This window comes from Exiguobacterium oxidotolerans JCM 12280 (assembly GCF_000702625.1).
In the GTDB taxonomy this organism is placed as follows: Bacteria; Bacillota; Bacilli; order Exiguobacteriales; family Exiguobacteriaceae; genus Exiguobacterium_A; species Exiguobacterium_A oxidotolerans.
Genome location: NZ_JNIS01000001.1, coordinates 1,780,128 through 1,796,027, shown reverse-complemented (window position 1 = coordinate 1,796,027; position 15,900 = coordinate 1,780,128). Strand labels below are relative to the sequence as shown.

The following is a 15,900-nucleotide window of genomic DNA, read 5'->3' as shown; positions in this document are numbered from 1 at the left end:
ATGTATCAGTTGATGGAACACTCCGTCGTACAACTTATTGGAATGACGCGGTTTTTCGCGACCCGGTCATAGAGTGGTGCGCCGATTCGTAAACCAATCGCTAACGAGACGAATGGAGCTAGCGGTAAAAGGAATAGGAGTGTCTTCGTCAACAGACGAATCCCTTCGATTCCAGGGTACCGGACTCCTTGCTCGGTTTCGACATGCATCCGTTCAAGCAGTCGTGGTTGTTGTTCCACCGGCATCCGTCGCGCATCGGAAAACGTCAACTGCCGGAAACGATCGACACGCTCAAGCAGCCGTTTTGATTTTTGACAGAGTGGACAGAGACCATCGTAGTAGACGATTAACTGTTTCATTCTGCAGACAAGACTTTTTCGACATCCGTCCGGTTCGAATACAGTGTGTAGAAGGCTTCAGCGACATTCGCCGGATCGAGCGCCGTCCCCCGCTTCACTTCTCCTGCAATCGTGACCGTCCCGACGTAGACGTTATTTTCTTTTAGCGTGTCATGCAGCATATGTGTCAATTGACGGACACCCGCTTTTCCAATCGATAATCCGGGTAATGATTTAATCGCATGGATTCCAGCCCCGCCACCCGTGATTAAGATGGCACCGTCTTTTCGTTCCACCATGTCCGGTGCGACGAGCTGCGCGGCATCGAGTGCCCCGAGGACATCGATTTCAAATTCTTTCGTGATTTGTTCTGCTGAGACGTCGAGAACCGATGACTGATGCAGAATCGATGCATTGTAGACGAGGACGTCGACTTGCCCGTACTGTTCTTTCGTCCATTCGACAAGTGATGCGATATCCGTTCTGCGTGATGCGTCACACTCGACACCGACCGCTTCGACGCCATGCTCTTTCAATTCCGTGACGACGGCAGCAAGCGTCTCTTGTGTACGTGCCGCGCAGACGATTTGGAAACCTTCTTTCCCGAACCGTTTACTAATTTCGACACCATTTCCTGGACCTGCTCCAATGATGATTGCTGTTTTCATACTGTTTCCCCCTCTGGCTTGTCTGTCTTTTCTATTCCCAAAAAGTTACGTATCTAGTCAAAAATCAAGCAATGACGGACCTTTTTGTTCATCTTCTTGTGCAACGCCCATGAAGCGTGCGAGCATCGGATCAACGTCCGGTTTTGCTGCCGGAGCTGTCTGTGGATGCACGACGCTTGGTGCCGGTGTGCCCGGTTGATCAAGTAACAGCTCACAGTATGCTTTCATTGTCGCCAGTTGTTCGACTTGTGCTGTACCAGTCGTCTGCTCGATTTTTACCATCGTCTGCCGCATTTTTTCAATAACATGTTGTTCTGAAATCATCTTCTTCACCTCACTTGTGCTAAATTGAAAGGACTAACCGAAAAGGAAGTGTCCTTATGATTCGTACTGCTTTAGTTGGTTTTGGTCTTGCCGGAGAACACCTGCATGCCCCCTATATTACATCGCCTGATTATCAGCTCGTCGCTGTTCAGTCGAGTCGTCCGGATGCAGTTGCAAAAAGCTACCCAAACGTGCCTGTATATCCATCGCTCGAAACATTACTCGCCGAGGAAACGATCGATCTCGTCGTCATCGCTACACCCAATGCGGAACATTATCCGCTTGCCCGGCTCGCACTAGAAGCCGATTGTCATGTGCTCGTCGAAAAACCGTTTACCGTGACGCTCGCTGAAGCAGAACGATTAACTGAACTGTCTCGTCAACAAAATCGCTTACTGACAGTCTATCATAATCGTCGCTACAAAAAAGACTTCGAAACGCTACTGGAACTCGTCCGGACCGACCAGCTCGGCGACGTTCAGACGTTCGAAGCCCATTACGACCGCTACCGTCCGACCGTCCGTGAACGCTGGCGGGAACAGGACGTGCCCGGCGCCGGTCTCTTGTACGATTTAGGATCCCATTTAATCGATCAGGCTCTGACTTTATTCGGAGAACGACCGGATCGTGTCTTTTGTGACCAAACGATTCAGCGGATCGACGGTCCGGTCGACGATTATACGCACCTCATTCTCGCCTTCGGAACACGGCGTGCGATTCTTCACATCGGTTCGCTCGTTCCGATGTCTGGACGTTCTTTGAGCGTGCACGGAACGAAAGCAAGTTACTTCGTTGACATGGTCGATACGGAGAATCCGACCTATACATTCGGCCTTCCGGAACAACCACCTGAAGAACGCCCTTTCTTAAAGCCGGCTTCTACGTATTACACGGATCTTGCACGGGCAATCCGAAACGAAATTCCGCTCGTCGTGACGACAGAACAAGCGTTATTTGTCATGAAAATCATTGATTATGCTCAAAAGAGTGCAAAAGAGGGTACATGGATATCAGTAGAGTAATTCAATCCAATTCATAACGAACAGGGGGAACTATTCATGTTTTCAAGTACAGAACGCACGGCATGGTTAGAAGAGATGGGACAAGAACTACTCGATGTATTAGTCATCGGGGGCGGAATCACGGGCGCCGGGATTTTGCTCGACGCACAAAGCCGCGGTATGCGTACCGGTTTAATCGAAATGCAAGACTTTGCTGAAGGAACATCAAGTCGCTCAACGAAACTCGTTCATGGGGGACTGCGTTACCTCAAACAATTCGAAATCAAGCTCGTCGCAGAAGTCGGAAAAGAGCGGGAAATCGTGTATGAGAATGCACCCCACGTCACGACACCGGAATGGATGATGTTACCACTCGTCGAAGGGGGAACATTCGGAAGTTTTTCAACTTCTATCGGTTTACGTGTCTACGACCAACTCGCTGGTGTACGACGCAATGAACGCAGAACGATGTTATCAAAAGAAGAAACACTCGGTTATGAACCACTCCTGCGCTCAGAACACCTCGTCGGTGGCGGGCGCTACGTGGAATACAAAACGGATGATGCCCGCTTGACGATGGAGGTCCTAAAATCTGCTATCAGTTATGGTGGTCGTCCCGTCAACTATACGAAAGCAGAATCACTCGTCTACCATAACGGGAAAGCTGTCGGCGTCGAAGTCCGTGACCTCTTAACAGACCGGACGTATACGATTCGGGCGAAAAAAATCATCAATGCGACGGGTCCATGGGTCGATGAACTACGGGAACAAGACGGTTCAAAATCTGGTAAGTCGCTCCACCTGACAAAAGGGATTCACCTCGTCATCGATCAAGCTGATTTCCCGCTCCGCCAAGCCGTTTATTTTGATGTCTCAGACGGACGGATGATTTTCGCAATCCCACGCGAAGGGAAAACCTACGTCGGAACAACCGACACGAACTATAAAGGTGACATTCTCGAGCCAGGTGTCACGGAAGAAGACCGCGACTATATCTTAAAAGCGACAAATGATATGTTCAATATCGAGCTTCGTCCGGAGCACGTCGAGTCGACATGGTCTGGTCTCCGTCCATTGATTCATGAAGATGGCAAAGATCCGAGTGAACTGTCCCGTAAGGATGAAATCTTCGTCTCGAAATCCGGCTTGATGTCGATTGCTGGTGGTAAACTAACCGGTTACCGGAAAATGGCGGAACGCATCATCAATATGGTCGCCGAACAATTCAAAAAAGAAGAAGACCGGATCTATCTTGAATCACGGACGCGTCATATCTTACTTGGCGGCGGACATAAAGATGGTAGTAAAGGATTCGCCCGCTACTTGAAAGAGCAACAACCGAAAGGCGAAGCCCTCGGTCTCTCGCCAGACGAGACGACATGGCTCATCCAACGCTACGGAACGAACGTCGAACGGGTGTATGAACTCATTCGTTCACGTGGCAGTGAAGCGGAACGTTACCAGTTACCACTTCACTGGTTCGGTGCACTGCTTTACGGACTCGAAGCCGAGCTCGTCATGCAACCTGGTGACTTCTTGAATCGCCGTGCATCCGCCGTCTTCTTCGATTATCCAAATGCCGAGAAATATGCTGACGGCGTACTCGCTCTCATGCGTAGCGAACTCGGTTGGTCGGCTGAAGAAGAAGCAAAAGCCAATGAAAGCATCAAACGTGAGTTTGACGCTGTGCGTGTAAAAAGTTCAGTTCCCTCTTAAATAAGAAATAGCCTAAAAAAGGCAGGAGACGCCGAAGTTCAATTCGGTGTCTCCTGCCTTTTTCCGATTCCCAAAAGACCATTTTCTTATCGATTCGTCATCCAGTTCAAAAACACGTGGAAGTCTAGCTTCGTTCTTTCCGCATAGGCGTTTGACCAGCGTTGAATTTGCTGAAGGAACACTTGCTCTGACTCTCCGATTGCTTCGATAATCGCGACATCCGCGTGATGCGTGAGAACCGTCGCCTTAATTCCTGCATCCATATCGGCTCGCGCATGGATTTTCGCCGTAATCCGACCTTGAAGAGCTAATACATTTTCAAGATCATCCTGGCTTTTAATATGCTTTGCTTTTAATTTCTTTTTGTACGGAGAGCGCTCTCGAATGTAATACTCTTTTTGATGCATCGTCACATATCCGAGATGAGGATCTTCGTCCGCTTGCATCGCTTTTTGAGACGCGACGACCCGTAATCCTTGATGGACGGCCTCGACATCTTCTCGGTAAACAGGAACGAATAAGGACGGCACAGCCGTTTGTGCTTGTTTCATCTCAAGGATGACGTCCGGCTCTTCCTTCCCTTCCCCATTGATCAAAATGTAATAGCGTTCCAGACCAATCGAGGCGGTTCCGCTATCCAGTTTGTGGACGATGTCCTTGATTGCATAAAACGCGTCGTCTCTTCGATCGTTCTCATCGACTGATGCAATGTAATCCGGCCAAATCGCTTCGATTGCTGCGTACGTTTCTTTTTCGACACGCTTCATATCCGGTAGATCAAGAAACTTCCGGTGCCCATCAATCACAGCGGTTCGTTCACCAAGCAAGTCCGCTTTCTTTTTTTCAGCTTTTTTAATTAATTTTCGAATCGGTCCTTTCGTATTCTTGACCGTAAAACAGATGTCACTCGGATTTTTACCATTCGCGTATTCATGCAGGTCGTGTAAGTAGTTTTCAATGTAGGCCTTAATCGCCGGTTCCGGATTGTAAGCGACCTCGTCTGCAAATAGACGGACCGAAACGGCCATCCGGATGACATCGTAAAGATAGGATCCGAGATACCCTTCATCAAAGTCATTAACGTCGTAAATGATTTCACCCTTCGCATTTCCATGAACACCGAAGTTCTCAAAGTGGAGATCGCCTTGAATCCATGTCGGTGTCTCAACCGGTGTGTCGAATCCTAACGGGATACGGGTCAAATCATAGTAAAACAGATGGGAACTGCCACGGAAAAACAGAAACGGACTTTGGCTCATTTTCTCGTATTTTTGTCTGCGCGATGCTTCATCGAGTCGACGGATTTCATCGTCATAAAAGTCCAATACTTTGGCAATCGTCATCTGTCGAATGTCATCATACACTGTCGTAAACACCCTATGACCTCCTTTTTGCTTCTAAAAAAGGCAGCCAAAACGAATTCGTTTTGCTGCCTTTTGATTTTACTTACTCGAAGTGTTTTTTATATTCCCCGTATCCGGCAGAATCAAGCTCTTCTACTGGAATAAATCGAAGAGCAGCGGAATTGATACAGTAACGCAGACCACCGAGCTCTTTTGGACCATCATCAAAGATATGACCGAGGTGACTATCAGCATCAGCTGAACGAACTTCTGTCCGCGTCATGCCGTGCGTCGTATCAAGATTTACTTCCATCTTGTCTTCTGCGATCGGCTTCGCGAAACTCGGCCATCCACAACTTGAGTTGAACTTGTCTTTTGACGTGAAGAGTGGCGTTCCGTCGACGATATCGACATACAGCCCCGGACGTTCTTCATCCCAGTATTCATTTCGGAAGGCCGGTTCTGTCCCGCTCTCCTGTGTCACTTTATACTGGATAGGTGTTAAACGTTGTTTCAGTTCCTGTTCCTTACCGTGATCTTTCCACGCTTCTTTGACGAACTTGGCACGACCCGATCCGACACTATACATTTGATAGCGGAACGGATTTTTTTTGTAGTAGTCCTGATGGTATTCTTCCGCTGGCCAAAATGGTGCTGCCGGACGGATGTCGACCGCAACCGGTTTTGAAAAACGACCAGATGCATCGAGTGCTGCTTTTGATTGCTCCGCCGCTTGCTTTTGCGCTTCATCAACATAAAAAATAGCGGGTTCGTATGACTGACCTCGGTCATTAAACTGACCGCCGCCGTCCGTTGGATCGATTTGACGCCAAAATACTTCAAGTAATTCTTCATATGTGATGACGGACGGATCATATGTCACCTCGACTGCTTCGAGATGTCCCGTCGTCTCAGAACAAACTTCCTTATAAGTCGGGTTCTCGGTATGACCACCGGTGTAGCCGGAAATCACTTGGTCGACACCATCATATTTATGAAACGGTTTGACCATACACCAGAAACAACCACCTGCAAATATTGCTTTTGCCATCTATCTTCCCCTCCTCTTTCTCTCTCTCTAGTCTACTGCTTTTTAAAGCGTGTCCCTACTATCTTGCTCACTCAATCTTCTGGATTTGCCTTCAGGCGTCGCATGACAAAATAAATCGCTGCAAAAACTAAAATCAATCCGCCGAGCGAATACCAAATGTTGTTCATGCGATAAATCATTTGATAAATCGCTAATGTAATCAATAAAATCGCGATCGGGATGAATGCCCGTTTAAAGTGGTACCAATAGTTCACGTTGCTCGCCTCCGTTTTTCTTTAATCTTAATCGATTTGAGCCGTCAACTGTGAACTTATTCCGCTCGTTTGTACTCTTCCTCTAGATAAGTCGTATACCGCGTATGCCACGACTTCAAGGCAAAGCGCCAGAGGAAGACCGTCCCGACAAGCAAGACAAGCGTGATTGGCCAGAACCAACCTGAAACGATACCATCCGGATAGGCGAGTCCTATTTTCGAGAAGAGGACATACATTAAGATGATACTCGACACGAGTAAGACCGAGACGGGCATCGCATATTTCCACGGTGTCATCCCGGTCGTACGTACCGGTCGACGACGATTTACCTGCATAACAGGACGATATTTCCCCATGAACCACATGAACAGCACTTCGATCACCAATAAAATACCATAGCCATGGATAAAGCTGATTCCGTGATCGATTCCGAACAACTGTCTGAGTCCGAAAACAAAGAAGTAATAGGCAATGACATGAAAAACAATGACGATTTTGGCAGCAATCGGTGGAATCGTCCGCACGAGCATTCCCATCATGACGATGACGAGAATCGGAATGTTGAAAAATCCTGTGAACTGACGAATCAACGTCCAAAGACCGTCTGGTGCGTACATTAAGAATGGAGCGACGACAAATGAAATCAAGGCAACAATCGTTCCGAAGATTTTACTGACACGAATCAGCTGGCGGTCGGTCGCTTCCTTCGCAAAGACCGGGCGATAAATATCGAGTACGAACAACGTCGCGATACTATTTAAGAGTGAATTGAATGAACTAAAAACCGCTCCCAGCAAGACGGCCAAGAAAAATCCCATCAATGAGACCGGGAGCAACTCCGTGATTAATTTCGGATAGGCTAAATCTCCACTCGCTAGATTATCTCCATACAAATGAAATGCAATCACACCCGGAATCAACATGAAGACGGGAACAAGTAATTTCAGGAAGCCTGTCATCAAGACACCCTTTTGTCCCTCTTTTAAGTCCTTTGCTCCAAGCACGCGCTGAATCACATATTGATTGAGTGACCAATAGAAGAGATTCGCAAACAAAATTCCTGTAAAAATCGAAAAGAACGGAACGGCATCGGTTGACGACCCAATCGCATTCAATTTTTCAGGGTGTGTCGTTGCGAGACGCTTCATCCCGTCGACCATATTCCCGTCCCCGAGTGCAAAAAAACCAAGAATCGGAACAAGGAAACCGATGATGACAAGACCGACTCCATTTAATGTATCGGAGACGGCGACAGCCCGTAGTCCTCCGAAAATTGCATAGATGGCCCCGATGATCCCGACAACCCAAATGACGAGCCACAGCGACTGCGTATAACTCAATCCAAATAACTCTGGTACGTTAAACAGTTGTAAGACGGCAATCCCGCCTGAGTAAAGCATCGATGGAATCGTCACGCACATGTAGCCAAGTAAGAATAAGAGCACCGTCATTCGCCGGACCGTTTCATCGTAGCGTTGACTTAAAAATTCAGGTAACGTCGAAATCCCCATCCCTAAAAACTTAGGCAACAGATAGATCGCCATGATGATGGCAGCAAACCCTGCCGTGACTTCCCACGCCATGCTCGACATATTCCCCATGAACGACTGACCGTTCAAACCGATCAGTTGTTCTGCCGAAAGGTTAGTCAGAAGCAAGGAACCGGCAATAAAGATTCCACTTAGTCCACGTCCTGCCAAAAAATATTCGTCAACTCCCTGTTCCTTGCCTCGTGTCATGCGATAGGACACATAAGCAACGAGCGCCATGAAGAACGCTGCCGAACCAAGTGTCAAAATCAATTCATATGTACTCATTTCACACTTCCTCCATCCCGATTGTTTTAGTAGGTTTACTGTAAAGAATTTATTCCTTATTTTTACTTTATCGAAACAATATTTTTAGATAAAAATAAAAATATTAAAAAGAAATAATCCAATTACGGATTGACATACTTGAAGGGACATATCACGGAAAGAAACTAAAAAAATCTTTCGGAAAACCACTCGGTTCTTTTATACACAAAAAACCCTCTCGCAAGTGAGAGGGTCAGACTGTAGACAACATGCTACCTGGGAGATCAAGCATCTTTTTTCGTTGCTTTCCTCGGGCGAGGCGAGACAAGGAAGCGCGAACTGATTGCATCTCGTTATAGCAGTTAACTCTTCATAAGAGTTTGTTTATACGCTGCCCTCTCACAAGCGAGAGGGTCCTTTAGTTTATCCTATTATTTTTTCGGATGTTTCGGAAACTCCATCTCATCATACCGGACAACCGATGTCCGGTGTTTGACTTTATGTCCGAGCCAGAAGACGAGGAACAACGGAATCCCAATATACGTTGCTGCAATCCCAACCCAGTCGATTTGATCAGCGAGGAACGCGGCATAGTTTTGCCCAACGATAACGCGAGGAAACATAGGCCAAATGCGAATAGCGGACCAAACGGGAACGCCGGTGCAACGTACGGTAAGTTACTTAACGCATGCCCTTGAGCGACGAAACCTTTTCGGAAACGGTAATGACTGATCGCGATACCGAGCCACGCGATAAATCCTGTCATTCCGGAAGCATTCAGTAACCAAAGGTAGACTTGTCCACCGAACATCGACGTCAAGAAACAAAGCGCACCAATCGCCCCTGTCGCGAGTAACGCATTCCGCGGCACACCGTTTTTTGAGACTTTCGCAAATAGTTTCGGTGCATCACCTTGTCGTGCCAGTGTGTAGAGCATCCGGGTTGAAGCATACATCCCGGAGTTCCCGGCAGACAAGACGGACGTCAAGATGACCGCATTCATCAATGCTGCTGCAAACACGAGTCCTGCTTTTTCGAAGACGAGTGTGAACGGACTGACGGCAACATCCGTAATATCATTTGAGACAAGGTTCGGACTTGTGTATGGAATCAACATTCCGATGACGAAAATCGCAAATACATAAAATAATAAAATCCGCCAAAATACCTGTTTAACTGCTTTCGGAACATTTTTTTCCGGATCTTCCGACTCGCCTGCTGCGATTCCGACGAGCTCTGTCCCTTGGAAACTGAAGCCCGCAACAAGAATGATACCGATGACGGCTGGAATTCCTCCGACGAACGGTGCATCACCTAACGCAAAGTTTTTGAACCCTGCTGGTGCCTCTGACGTAAAGAGACCAAAAATCATCGCAACTCCTACACCAAGAAACACGATGACCGTGACGACTTTAATCATCGCAAACCAGTATTCGGCTTCACCGAATCCTTTGACTGAAAAATAATTCAGACCAATCATTAAAAGTAAAAACAGCGCGCTAAAATAGACGCCCGGAATGTTCGGGAACCAGTAATGCATGACGATTTGAGCCGCGACGAGCTCGACGGCAATCGTGACGGCCCAGTTGTACCAGTAGTTCCATCCTAAGGCGAACCCGAATGAAGGATCGACGAACTTCGTCCCGTACGTCGAAAACGATCCTGCGACCGGCATGTAGGCGGCCATCTCACCGAGGCTCGTCATCAAAAAGTAGACCATCAAGCCGACAATCGAGTATGAAAGTAACGCCCCACCCGGTCCTGCCGCAGCGACTGAAGCACCTGACGCGATGAATAGTCCTGTCCCGATCGCTCCGCCAATTGCAATCATCGACATATGCCGGGCTTGAAGCCCTCGTTGTAGCCCTTCTGCTGTCGAATCAAGAGGTTGTTGTTGTTGTAAATTGTTCATGTCTGTCGCTTCTCTCTTTTTATAATTTTTGAGAGGGCACAAAAAAAGCGCCCTCACCTTCCAAGAGGAAGATGAGAACGCAACATATCGATGATGCGTCTCATTCTACCGTCGTGAAAGATAGCTCCCCATAAACCGCAAACGGTTTATGACAGTATTAGACCTGTTTGATCTAATCCCAATCGCTGACTTTCAAAGTAGTCTACGATTTCGGCAATTCTTCCTTTTGAGCTATTTCATCTGCCGCTTGACGACATCCGTAACCCGACTCATAAGAATCGCAACCTCCATCCCACTGGTTGAGTGAGAACTAATTAAGTTGATTTACTAATTCATTACTTCGACATAGTACATAATATGTTTCTTGTTTGTCAATTTATATTTTTGAATCCTACCGTGCTCATAGTAAAATTCCGATATTTTTAGTACACTAAATGGTAGAAGGTAGTACAGAAAGGATGTTGCTCAGATGGGACAAGAACAACATGACCAATTGACATATCGATTAGAAGAACAAATGCGTGTCATTCTCCGGACATTGCGCCGTGAGTTGAATCAACTGTTTGAAGGTACTGCCACGCGAAGTGAATTCTTCATCTTACGCAGCTTATCTGAAAACGGCCCCCAGCGTCCGACATTACTCGCGGAACAGTTCGAACTCGCGACAAGCCAAGTCACTGCTTTGACAGATAAACTGTATAAGACCGGTTTTGTGACACGGACACGCTCGACGGAAGATCGTCGTTCCATCGTCCTCGCCTTGACAGACGAGGGAGAGGCCGCTTTTCGAAATCTCGAAGTCGTCCGTCGCACATATCTTCAGGAGCGATTCGGCACTTTGTCTGAAGAAGAACTGAACGTGATGATTCATGTATTTGATAAGATCCTCGCAACAATGGATGAAGAAGTCGTCTCATCCAATTAATAAAGTAAGAATTAAGAGAAAAACAGGTGTTTTATACTGTTTTTCTTTTTTTATTCTAAACATTCAGGCCTCCTATACCGTTAGTAGAACGAGTATACTCAAAGTATATAATTGGAAGTATACTGCAGGAGGAGTTGGGAGGATTTGTTATCAATCATGAATAACTTCATCATAAATTTTTGTCTATTGTTTACAACGATTACCCTTTTGTTTTTACCTTTTCGTAATCAACCGCGTGTCACACCAAATGCGAGCCTCGCGACACGACTGATTTTAGGTGTCGTCGCCGGTGCCATCGCTGTGCTGCTCATGTTCAACAGCATTCAAATCGATGTTGCCCGGATTGATTTACGGATTATCCCCGTCGTGATTGCCACGTTCTTCGGTGGTTTGCCAAGTGCGCTTATCACAGGCATCATGATTATCGGGACACGGTTTTTAATCACGCCGATTGACCAAATCGAAGGTGCCATCCTTGCGTCCGTCATCATCAGTCTCTTCATCTTGACGATTGGCATTGCACGTAAATTTTTACGGATGACCTTAGCATCTTTTGAATTGATGACAGGAATCGGGATACTTTATTCCTTACCCGCTATCTACGCGCTGACAAATAGTTGGGGAACATTCTTTAAGGTTTCAATTGCCTATATTTTCTTTAACTTACTTGCCGCACTCGTCACCTTCCGTCTCTTGACGGAACTGCGACGCCACTTTGAAAATATCCAGTACCAGCAAAAACTTGCGATGACCGACGCCTTGACGGGTCTCGCCAATCGCCGACGTCTGGACGACTCCCTATCACTCGTCGGATCAGACGACAATGGCTATTCACTAATCCTAATCGATATCGATTTCTTCAAACACGTTAACGATACATATGGTCACGATGCCGGCGACGATGTGTTGCGTCAACTCGGAACGACACTTGCCTCTATTGTTCGTCCGGATGATTTAGTCGGTCGGTACGGCGGAGAAGAATTTTTGATCATTTTACCGAACACATCATTGAAGGATGCGAAAAAAATCTCTGAGTTAGCGCGAACGACAGTCGCCCGTAACTTGTTCCCGACTGCACATGTACCTGATTTGCAGATTACGATTTCGTTAGGAATTGCCCATTCGGGTGGATCCCATACGTCACTCGAAGCATTGCAACAAGCGGATAAAGCACTCTATGCTTCAAAAGAGCACGGACGTAACCAAAGTACGATTTATACGAAACAGCTGGAATTCCGTCAAGCGTAATCTAACGTTATATCCGACTAGCACAAAAAGCGCCATTTCCTCACATCGGAATGGCGCTTTTTAGTTCATTCTTTAGACAGTTCCTGGACGTGTTTGAGGGAAACCAATACTTTCAACTGTTCCGAAGACGATCATCTGACTGAGCTGATTTGCCATATACTCGGAGGAATACGGACGATCATTTCGTAACCACGACATCAAGAGCCCGAGTTGACCACCGATGACGTAGTTCAGTAATAAATCCCGATCCACCGGAACAGAGACACTTGTTGTCTCCCGGAAAGCAAGACGGTAGTTTTCTTTTAACGTATCCAAGAAACGTGAGATGAACGTCTTGACTGTTCCTTGGAGCAGCATCGTCCGGTAAAAGCGCTCGTTTTGCTCAATGTGGATGAACAAACGTGCAAAGTAACGACTGACGCGTTCGACTGTCGGAGGCTCGGCCGATTGTTTTCCTGTAATCCGAATCGCTTCTGCGAGCAACGTCATATGTTCCTCAACGATTTGATCCAGCAAATCATATTTATCTTTATAGTGCGCATAGAAGGTCGAACGATTGACCTCGGCACCATCCGTCAACATTTTGACGGTGATCGTCGAAAAGGAATGGTGTTCAAGTAAATGAAATAGCTCTGTCGTAATACGTTCACGTGAACGTTTAGGACGTGGATCGCACGACTGATTCATTTAAAATTCAGCTCCTTTTTACGTATTGTATCCGTTACCAAAGACTTTTCCAACATTTTGTCGGAAATTGTTGGTTGTTTGTTTGTTATGCACCCATATAATTAACTGTATTAACTACTCCTCCCCAGAGGAGTCTTTTTTATGAGACCGCACTGGGGCGATCAGCTAGTAACAGAAAGGATGCAACTTACTCATGAACATGAAGAAATTATTAATCATCAATATTTTAACGCTCGTCGTTTTAATTGGTGGTGGCGCGATCGGTTATTATTACTACGATCAAGCAACAAGTTACGTCAAAACAGAAAATGCCAAAATCGACGGTAAGATGATTACGATCGCTAGTCCGGGCGCTGGAAAACTCACGGACTGGACGGCAAAAACAGGACAGACACTCGATAACGGGGCGACACTCGGGCACGTCATGATGGCACAGGCTGGTCAAAAGCCGGTTGATGCGTCAATCGAAATGCCGGCAAAAGCAACCGTCGTTCAGTCGATGGCGACAGAGAACGGTTTTGTTGGTGCTGGTACACCGCTCGCTTACGGATTTAACTTAAATGAATTATGGGTCACAGCAAACGTCGAAGAAACAGAAATCGACGAAGTCAAAGTCGGTCAAGCCGTCGATGTTTATGTCGATAGCTACCCCGATACAACACTTTCGGGTGAAGTCGAACAAATCGGGATGACAACAGCTGGCACGTTCTCGATGATGCCGTCATCGAACGGAAACGCAAACTATACAAAAGTCGCGCAAGTGATTCCTGTGAAGGTGTCGCTCTCACAAGAAAAATCACTCGACATTCGCCCTGGTATGAATGTGACCGTCCGCATTCATAAGGATTAAGGAGGGACGCTTATGTCTACGACCTTCCTCTTTGGATATATCGCATTCATGGTCGTCACGTTCCTTGCGGTCAACTTGATTGCACGCCGGGCACGTCAACCGCGGGTAGCTGGCGCAGAAGGTCCGGCGCTTGATGAAACGTTGATTGAAGCAGAAGCGGTTGGCGCGATTCCAGCCGCCCCTGCTCCGCAAGCGCAAGCGACGATTTCAACGGAAAACATCAGTATCCCAAAAGTCATCACTGTCCTGTTAATTGGAATGTTCATCGCGATTTTGAATCAGACATTAATCAACGTCGCTCTTCCTGTCTTGATCAACGACTTCAACGTCACGACGTCGACAGCACAGTGGTTGACGACCGGATTCATGCTCGTCAACGGGATCTTGATCCCGATCAGTGCGTTCCTCATGCGGAGCTATACGTTCCGTCGCTTGTTCCTCGTCTCGATGACGTTGTTCTTCTTCGGATCCGTCATCTGTTCGATGGCGATGAACTTCCCTGTCATGATGATCGGACGTGTGGTCCAAGCCGCCGGAGCGGGTGTCTTGATGCCGCTCGGTACAAACGTCTTCATGACGCTGTTCCCGCCTCATAAACGGGGAGCTGCCATGGGGATGCTCGGAATCGCGATGATCCTTGCCCCGGCGATTGGACCGACGATCACAGGATATGTCATTCAAAACTACGATTGGCACGTCATGTTTTATGCAATGGCCTTCTTTGGTCTCTTAACGCTATTACTTGGATTTGCTTGGTTCAAACTCGTCCAACCGTTATCAAAACCAAAGTTCGATGCCCTCGGCGTTGTCTTTAGTACGATTGGATTTGGTAGTCTCTTATACGGATTCAGTGAAGCCGGAAACGACGGTTGGGACAGCCCTATCGTCATCAGTACGATTGTGATCGGACTTCTTGGTATTGCCGCCTTCGCTTTGCGTGAGCTAGCGATGGACGACCCGATGCTCAACATCCGTGTCCTAAAAGTACCGGAATTTTCCTTTACGCTCTTCATCAATGTCATCGTCACGATGGCCTTGTTCGGGGGGATGTTGCTCCTGCCGATTTACTTGCAGAGCATCCGTGGTTTTTCACCCGTCGACTCAGGTCTCTTATTACTGCCTGGTTCGTTGATCATGGGAATCACTGGTCCCTTCGCCGGTCGACTGTTCGATCGTTTCGGTATCAGACCGCTTGCCATCTTCGGTCTGACGTTGATGACGTACGGAACATGGGAATTGACGCAACTTGATTTGAACACGTCTTACTATTCCATCATGGGCATCTATATGCTCCGGTCCTTCGGGATGGCGTTCATCATGATGCCGATTATGACAGCTGGCATGAACGCTCTACCGATGAAGATGATTCCTCACGGAAACGCGACACAAAATACATTACGCCAAGTCGCTGGATCAATCGGGACGGCCATCCTCGTCACGGTCATGACCCGTCAAACGACAGCTCATCTCGCGGACGATGCCAACCAGTTTACGACACTTGACCCAACGCTCTCGCAACACCTTGGTGAGCTCGGACAACAGCTTGGTAGTCCACAAGCCGCATCCGTTAGCTGGTTGACGCAATTGACGAAACAAGCGACGATCAGTGGAATTACAGATGCCTTTTGGGTGGCGACTGTCTTGTCTGCTCTCGCACTCGTCTTGTCATTCTTCCTTCATGGAAAAAAAGAACCGAATTTAGATTAACGCGTCTTGTAAAGCCAGTTGACGGCACATCGTCAGCTGGCTTTTTAATCGTTCACCTTTGCACTTCTTCTCTAATATCG

General features: G+C 47.2%; 14 protein-coding genes, 1 pseudogene and 1 riboswitch. Of the genes and pseudogenes, 6 read left to right on the top strand and 9 right to left on the bottom strand.

Going from position 1 to position 15,900, the window contains the following annotated elements:
* Positions 1-5 precede the first annotated feature (5 nt).
* Genes P403_RS0109220 through P403_RS0109210 form a run of 3 tightly spaced genes read right to left on the bottom strand, consistent with a single transcriptional unit; the run spans position 6 to position 1,330 of the window.
* Positions 6-359, bottom strand: coding sequence for a DCC1-like thiol-disulfide oxidoreductase family protein (locus P403_RS0109220; protein WP_029332354.1), 354 nt, complete (start codon positions 357-359; stop codon positions 6-8).
* Positions 356-1,006 (bottom strand): SDR family NAD(P)-dependent oxidoreductase, encoded by a 651-nt coding sequence (locus P403_RS0109215; protein WP_029332353.1) that lies wholly within the window; start codon positions 1,004-1,006, stop codon positions 356-358. Before P403_RS0109215 ends, P403_RS0109220 begins: the two co-directional genes overlap by 4 nt.
* Before the next feature lie 57 nt (positions 1,007-1,063).
* Positions 1,064-1,330 carry a DUF5327 family protein gene (locus P403_RS0109210; protein WP_029332352.1) on the bottom strand — a complete coding sequence of 89 codons (267 nt, stop codon included), beginning with the start codon at positions 1,328-1,330 and terminating at the stop codon, positions 1,064-1,066.
* 56 nt (positions 1,331-1,386) lie between these two features.
* On the opposite strand from P403_RS0109210, the gene P403_RS0109205 reads away from it, so the two are divergent.
* On the top strand, positions 1,387-2,352 hold the full coding sequence (locus P403_RS0109205) for a Gfo/Idh/MocA family oxidoreductase (RefSeq protein ID WP_029332351.1): 966 nt from the start codon (positions 1,387-1,389) through the stop codon (positions 2,350-2,352).
* A gap of 36 nt (positions 2,353-2,388) precedes the next feature.
* On the top strand, positions 2,389-4,047 hold the full coding sequence (locus tag P403_RS0109200; RefSeq protein ID WP_029332350.1) for a glycerol-3-phosphate dehydrogenase/oxidase: 1,659 nt from the start codon (positions 2,389-2,391) through the stop codon (positions 4,045-4,047).
* Between the two features lie 86 nt (positions 4,048-4,133).
* On the opposite strand, the gene P403_RS0109195 is transcribed toward P403_RS0109200, so the two are convergent.
* The 5 genes and pseudogenes from P403_RS0109195 to P403_RS16045 all read right to left on the bottom strand — a co-directional run bounded on the left by P403_RS0109195 (position 4,134) and on the right by P403_RS16045 (position 10,403).
* A complete protein-coding gene (locus P403_RS0109195; protein WP_029332349.1) occupies positions 4,134-5,423 on the bottom strand; it encodes a DUF2252 domain-containing protein in 1,290 nt (429 codons plus the stop codon).
* Positions 5,424-5,493: 70 nt separating this feature from the next.
* The gene (msrA, locus tag P403_RS0109190) at positions 5,494-6,441 is read right to left on the bottom strand and encodes a peptide-methionine (S)-S-oxide reductase MsrA (RefSeq protein ID WP_029332348.1); all 948 of its coding nucleotides are present in this window, start codon (positions 6,439-6,441) and stop codon (positions 5,494-5,496) included.
* Between the two features lie 71 nt (positions 6,442-6,512).
* Positions 6,513-6,695 (bottom strand): hypothetical protein, encoded by a 183-nt coding sequence (locus tag P403_RS0109185; RefSeq protein ID WP_029332347.1) that lies wholly within the window; start codon positions 6,693-6,695, stop codon positions 6,513-6,515.
* A gap of 56 nt (positions 6,696-6,751) precedes the next feature.
* Complete coding sequence (locus P403_RS0109180) at positions 6,752-8,512, bottom strand: solute:sodium symporter family transporter (RefSeq protein WP_029332346.1); 1,761 nt, start codon at positions 8,510-8,512, stop codon at positions 6,752-6,754.
* 410 nt (positions 8,513-8,922) lie between these two features.
* Positions 8,923-10,403, bottom strand: a pseudogene (locus P403_RS16045) (amino acid permease).
* Positions 10,404-10,516: 113 nt separating this feature from the next.
* Positions 10,517-10,701: riboswitch (Lysine riboswitch) on the bottom strand.
* Positions 10,702-10,872: 171 nt separating this feature from the next.
* Between P403_RS16045 and P403_RS0109170 the strand changes: the two are divergent.
* Together P403_RS0109170 and P403_RS0109165 are read left to right on the top strand one after the other, a co-directional pair.
* Complete coding sequence (locus tag P403_RS0109170) at positions 10,873-11,328, top strand: MarR family winged helix-turn-helix transcriptional regulator (RefSeq protein WP_029332345.1); 456 nt, start codon at positions 10,873-10,875, stop codon at positions 11,326-11,328.
* 144 nt (positions 11,329-11,472) lie between these two features.
* Positions 11,473-12,576 (top strand): GGDEF domain-containing protein, encoded by a 1,104-nt coding sequence (locus P403_RS0109165; RefSeq protein ID WP_034801094.1) that lies wholly within the window; start codon positions 11,473-11,475, stop codon positions 12,574-12,576.
* 72 nt (positions 12,577-12,648) lie between these two features.
* On the opposite strand, the gene P403_RS0109160 is transcribed toward P403_RS0109165, so the two are convergent.
* A complete protein-coding gene (locus P403_RS0109160) occupies positions 12,649-13,263 on the bottom strand; it encodes a TetR/AcrR family transcriptional regulator (protein ID WP_029332343.1) in 615 nt (204 codons plus the stop codon).
* A gap of 193 nt (positions 13,264-13,456) precedes the next feature.
* Here P403_RS0109160 and P403_RS0109155 point away from each other — a divergent pair, with 193 nt between their 5' ends.
* On the top strand, positions 13,457-14,113 hold the full coding sequence (locus tag P403_RS0109155; protein ID WP_029332342.1) for an HlyD family secretion protein: 657 nt from the start codon (positions 13,457-13,459) through the stop codon (positions 14,111-14,113).
* 12 nt (positions 14,114-14,125) lie between these two features.
* Entirely contained in the window at positions 14,126-15,820 is a 1,695-nt protein-coding gene (locus P403_RS0109150) for a DHA2 family efflux MFS transporter permease subunit (RefSeq protein WP_029332341.1), read from the top strand.
* The last annotated feature ends 80 nt before the right edge of the window (positions 15,821-15,900 follow it).

Bases quoted from the DNA above. Each gene is read 5' to 3' on its own strand.
- P403_RS0109220 (WP_029332354.1), bottom strand. From the start codon at position 359: ATGAAACAGTTAATCGTCTACTACGATGGTCTCTGTCCACTCTGTCAA.
- P403_RS0109215 (WP_029332353.1), bottom strand. From the start codon at position 1,006: ATGAAAACAGCAATCATCATTGGAGCAGGTCCAGGAAATGGTGTCGAA.
- P403_RS0109210 (WP_029332352.1), bottom strand. From the start codon at position 1,330: ATGATTTCAGAACAACATGTTATTGAAAAAATGCGGCAGACGATGGTA.
- P403_RS0109205 (WP_029332351.1), top strand. From the start codon at position 1,387: ATGATTCGTACTGCTTTAGTTGGTTTTGGTCTTGCCGGAGAACACCTG.
- P403_RS0109200 (WP_029332350.1), top strand. From the start codon at position 2,389: ATGTTTTCAAGTACAGAACGCACGGCATGGTTAGAAGAGATGGGACAA.
- msrA (WP_029332348.1), bottom strand. From the start codon at position 6,441: ATGGCAAAAGCAATATTTGCAGGTGGTTGTTTCTGGTGTATGGTCAAA.
- P403_RS0109180 (WP_029332346.1), bottom strand. From the start codon at position 8,512: ATGAGTACATATGAATTGATTTTGACACTTGGTTCGGCAGCGTTCTTC.
- P403_RS0109170 (WP_029332345.1), top strand. From the start codon at position 10,873: ATGGGACAAGAACAACATGACCAATTGACATATCGATTAGAAGAACAA.
- P403_RS0109160 (WP_029332343.1), bottom strand. From the start codon at position 13,263: ATGAATCAGTCGTGCGATCCACGTCCTAAACGTTCACGTGAACGTATT.
- P403_RS0109155 (WP_029332342.1), top strand. From the start codon at position 13,457: ATGAACATGAAGAAATTATTAATCATCAATATTTTAACGCTCGTCGTT.
- P403_RS0109150 (WP_029332341.1), top strand. From the start codon at position 14,126: ATGTCTACGACCTTCCTCTTTGGATATATCGCATTCATGGTCGTCACG.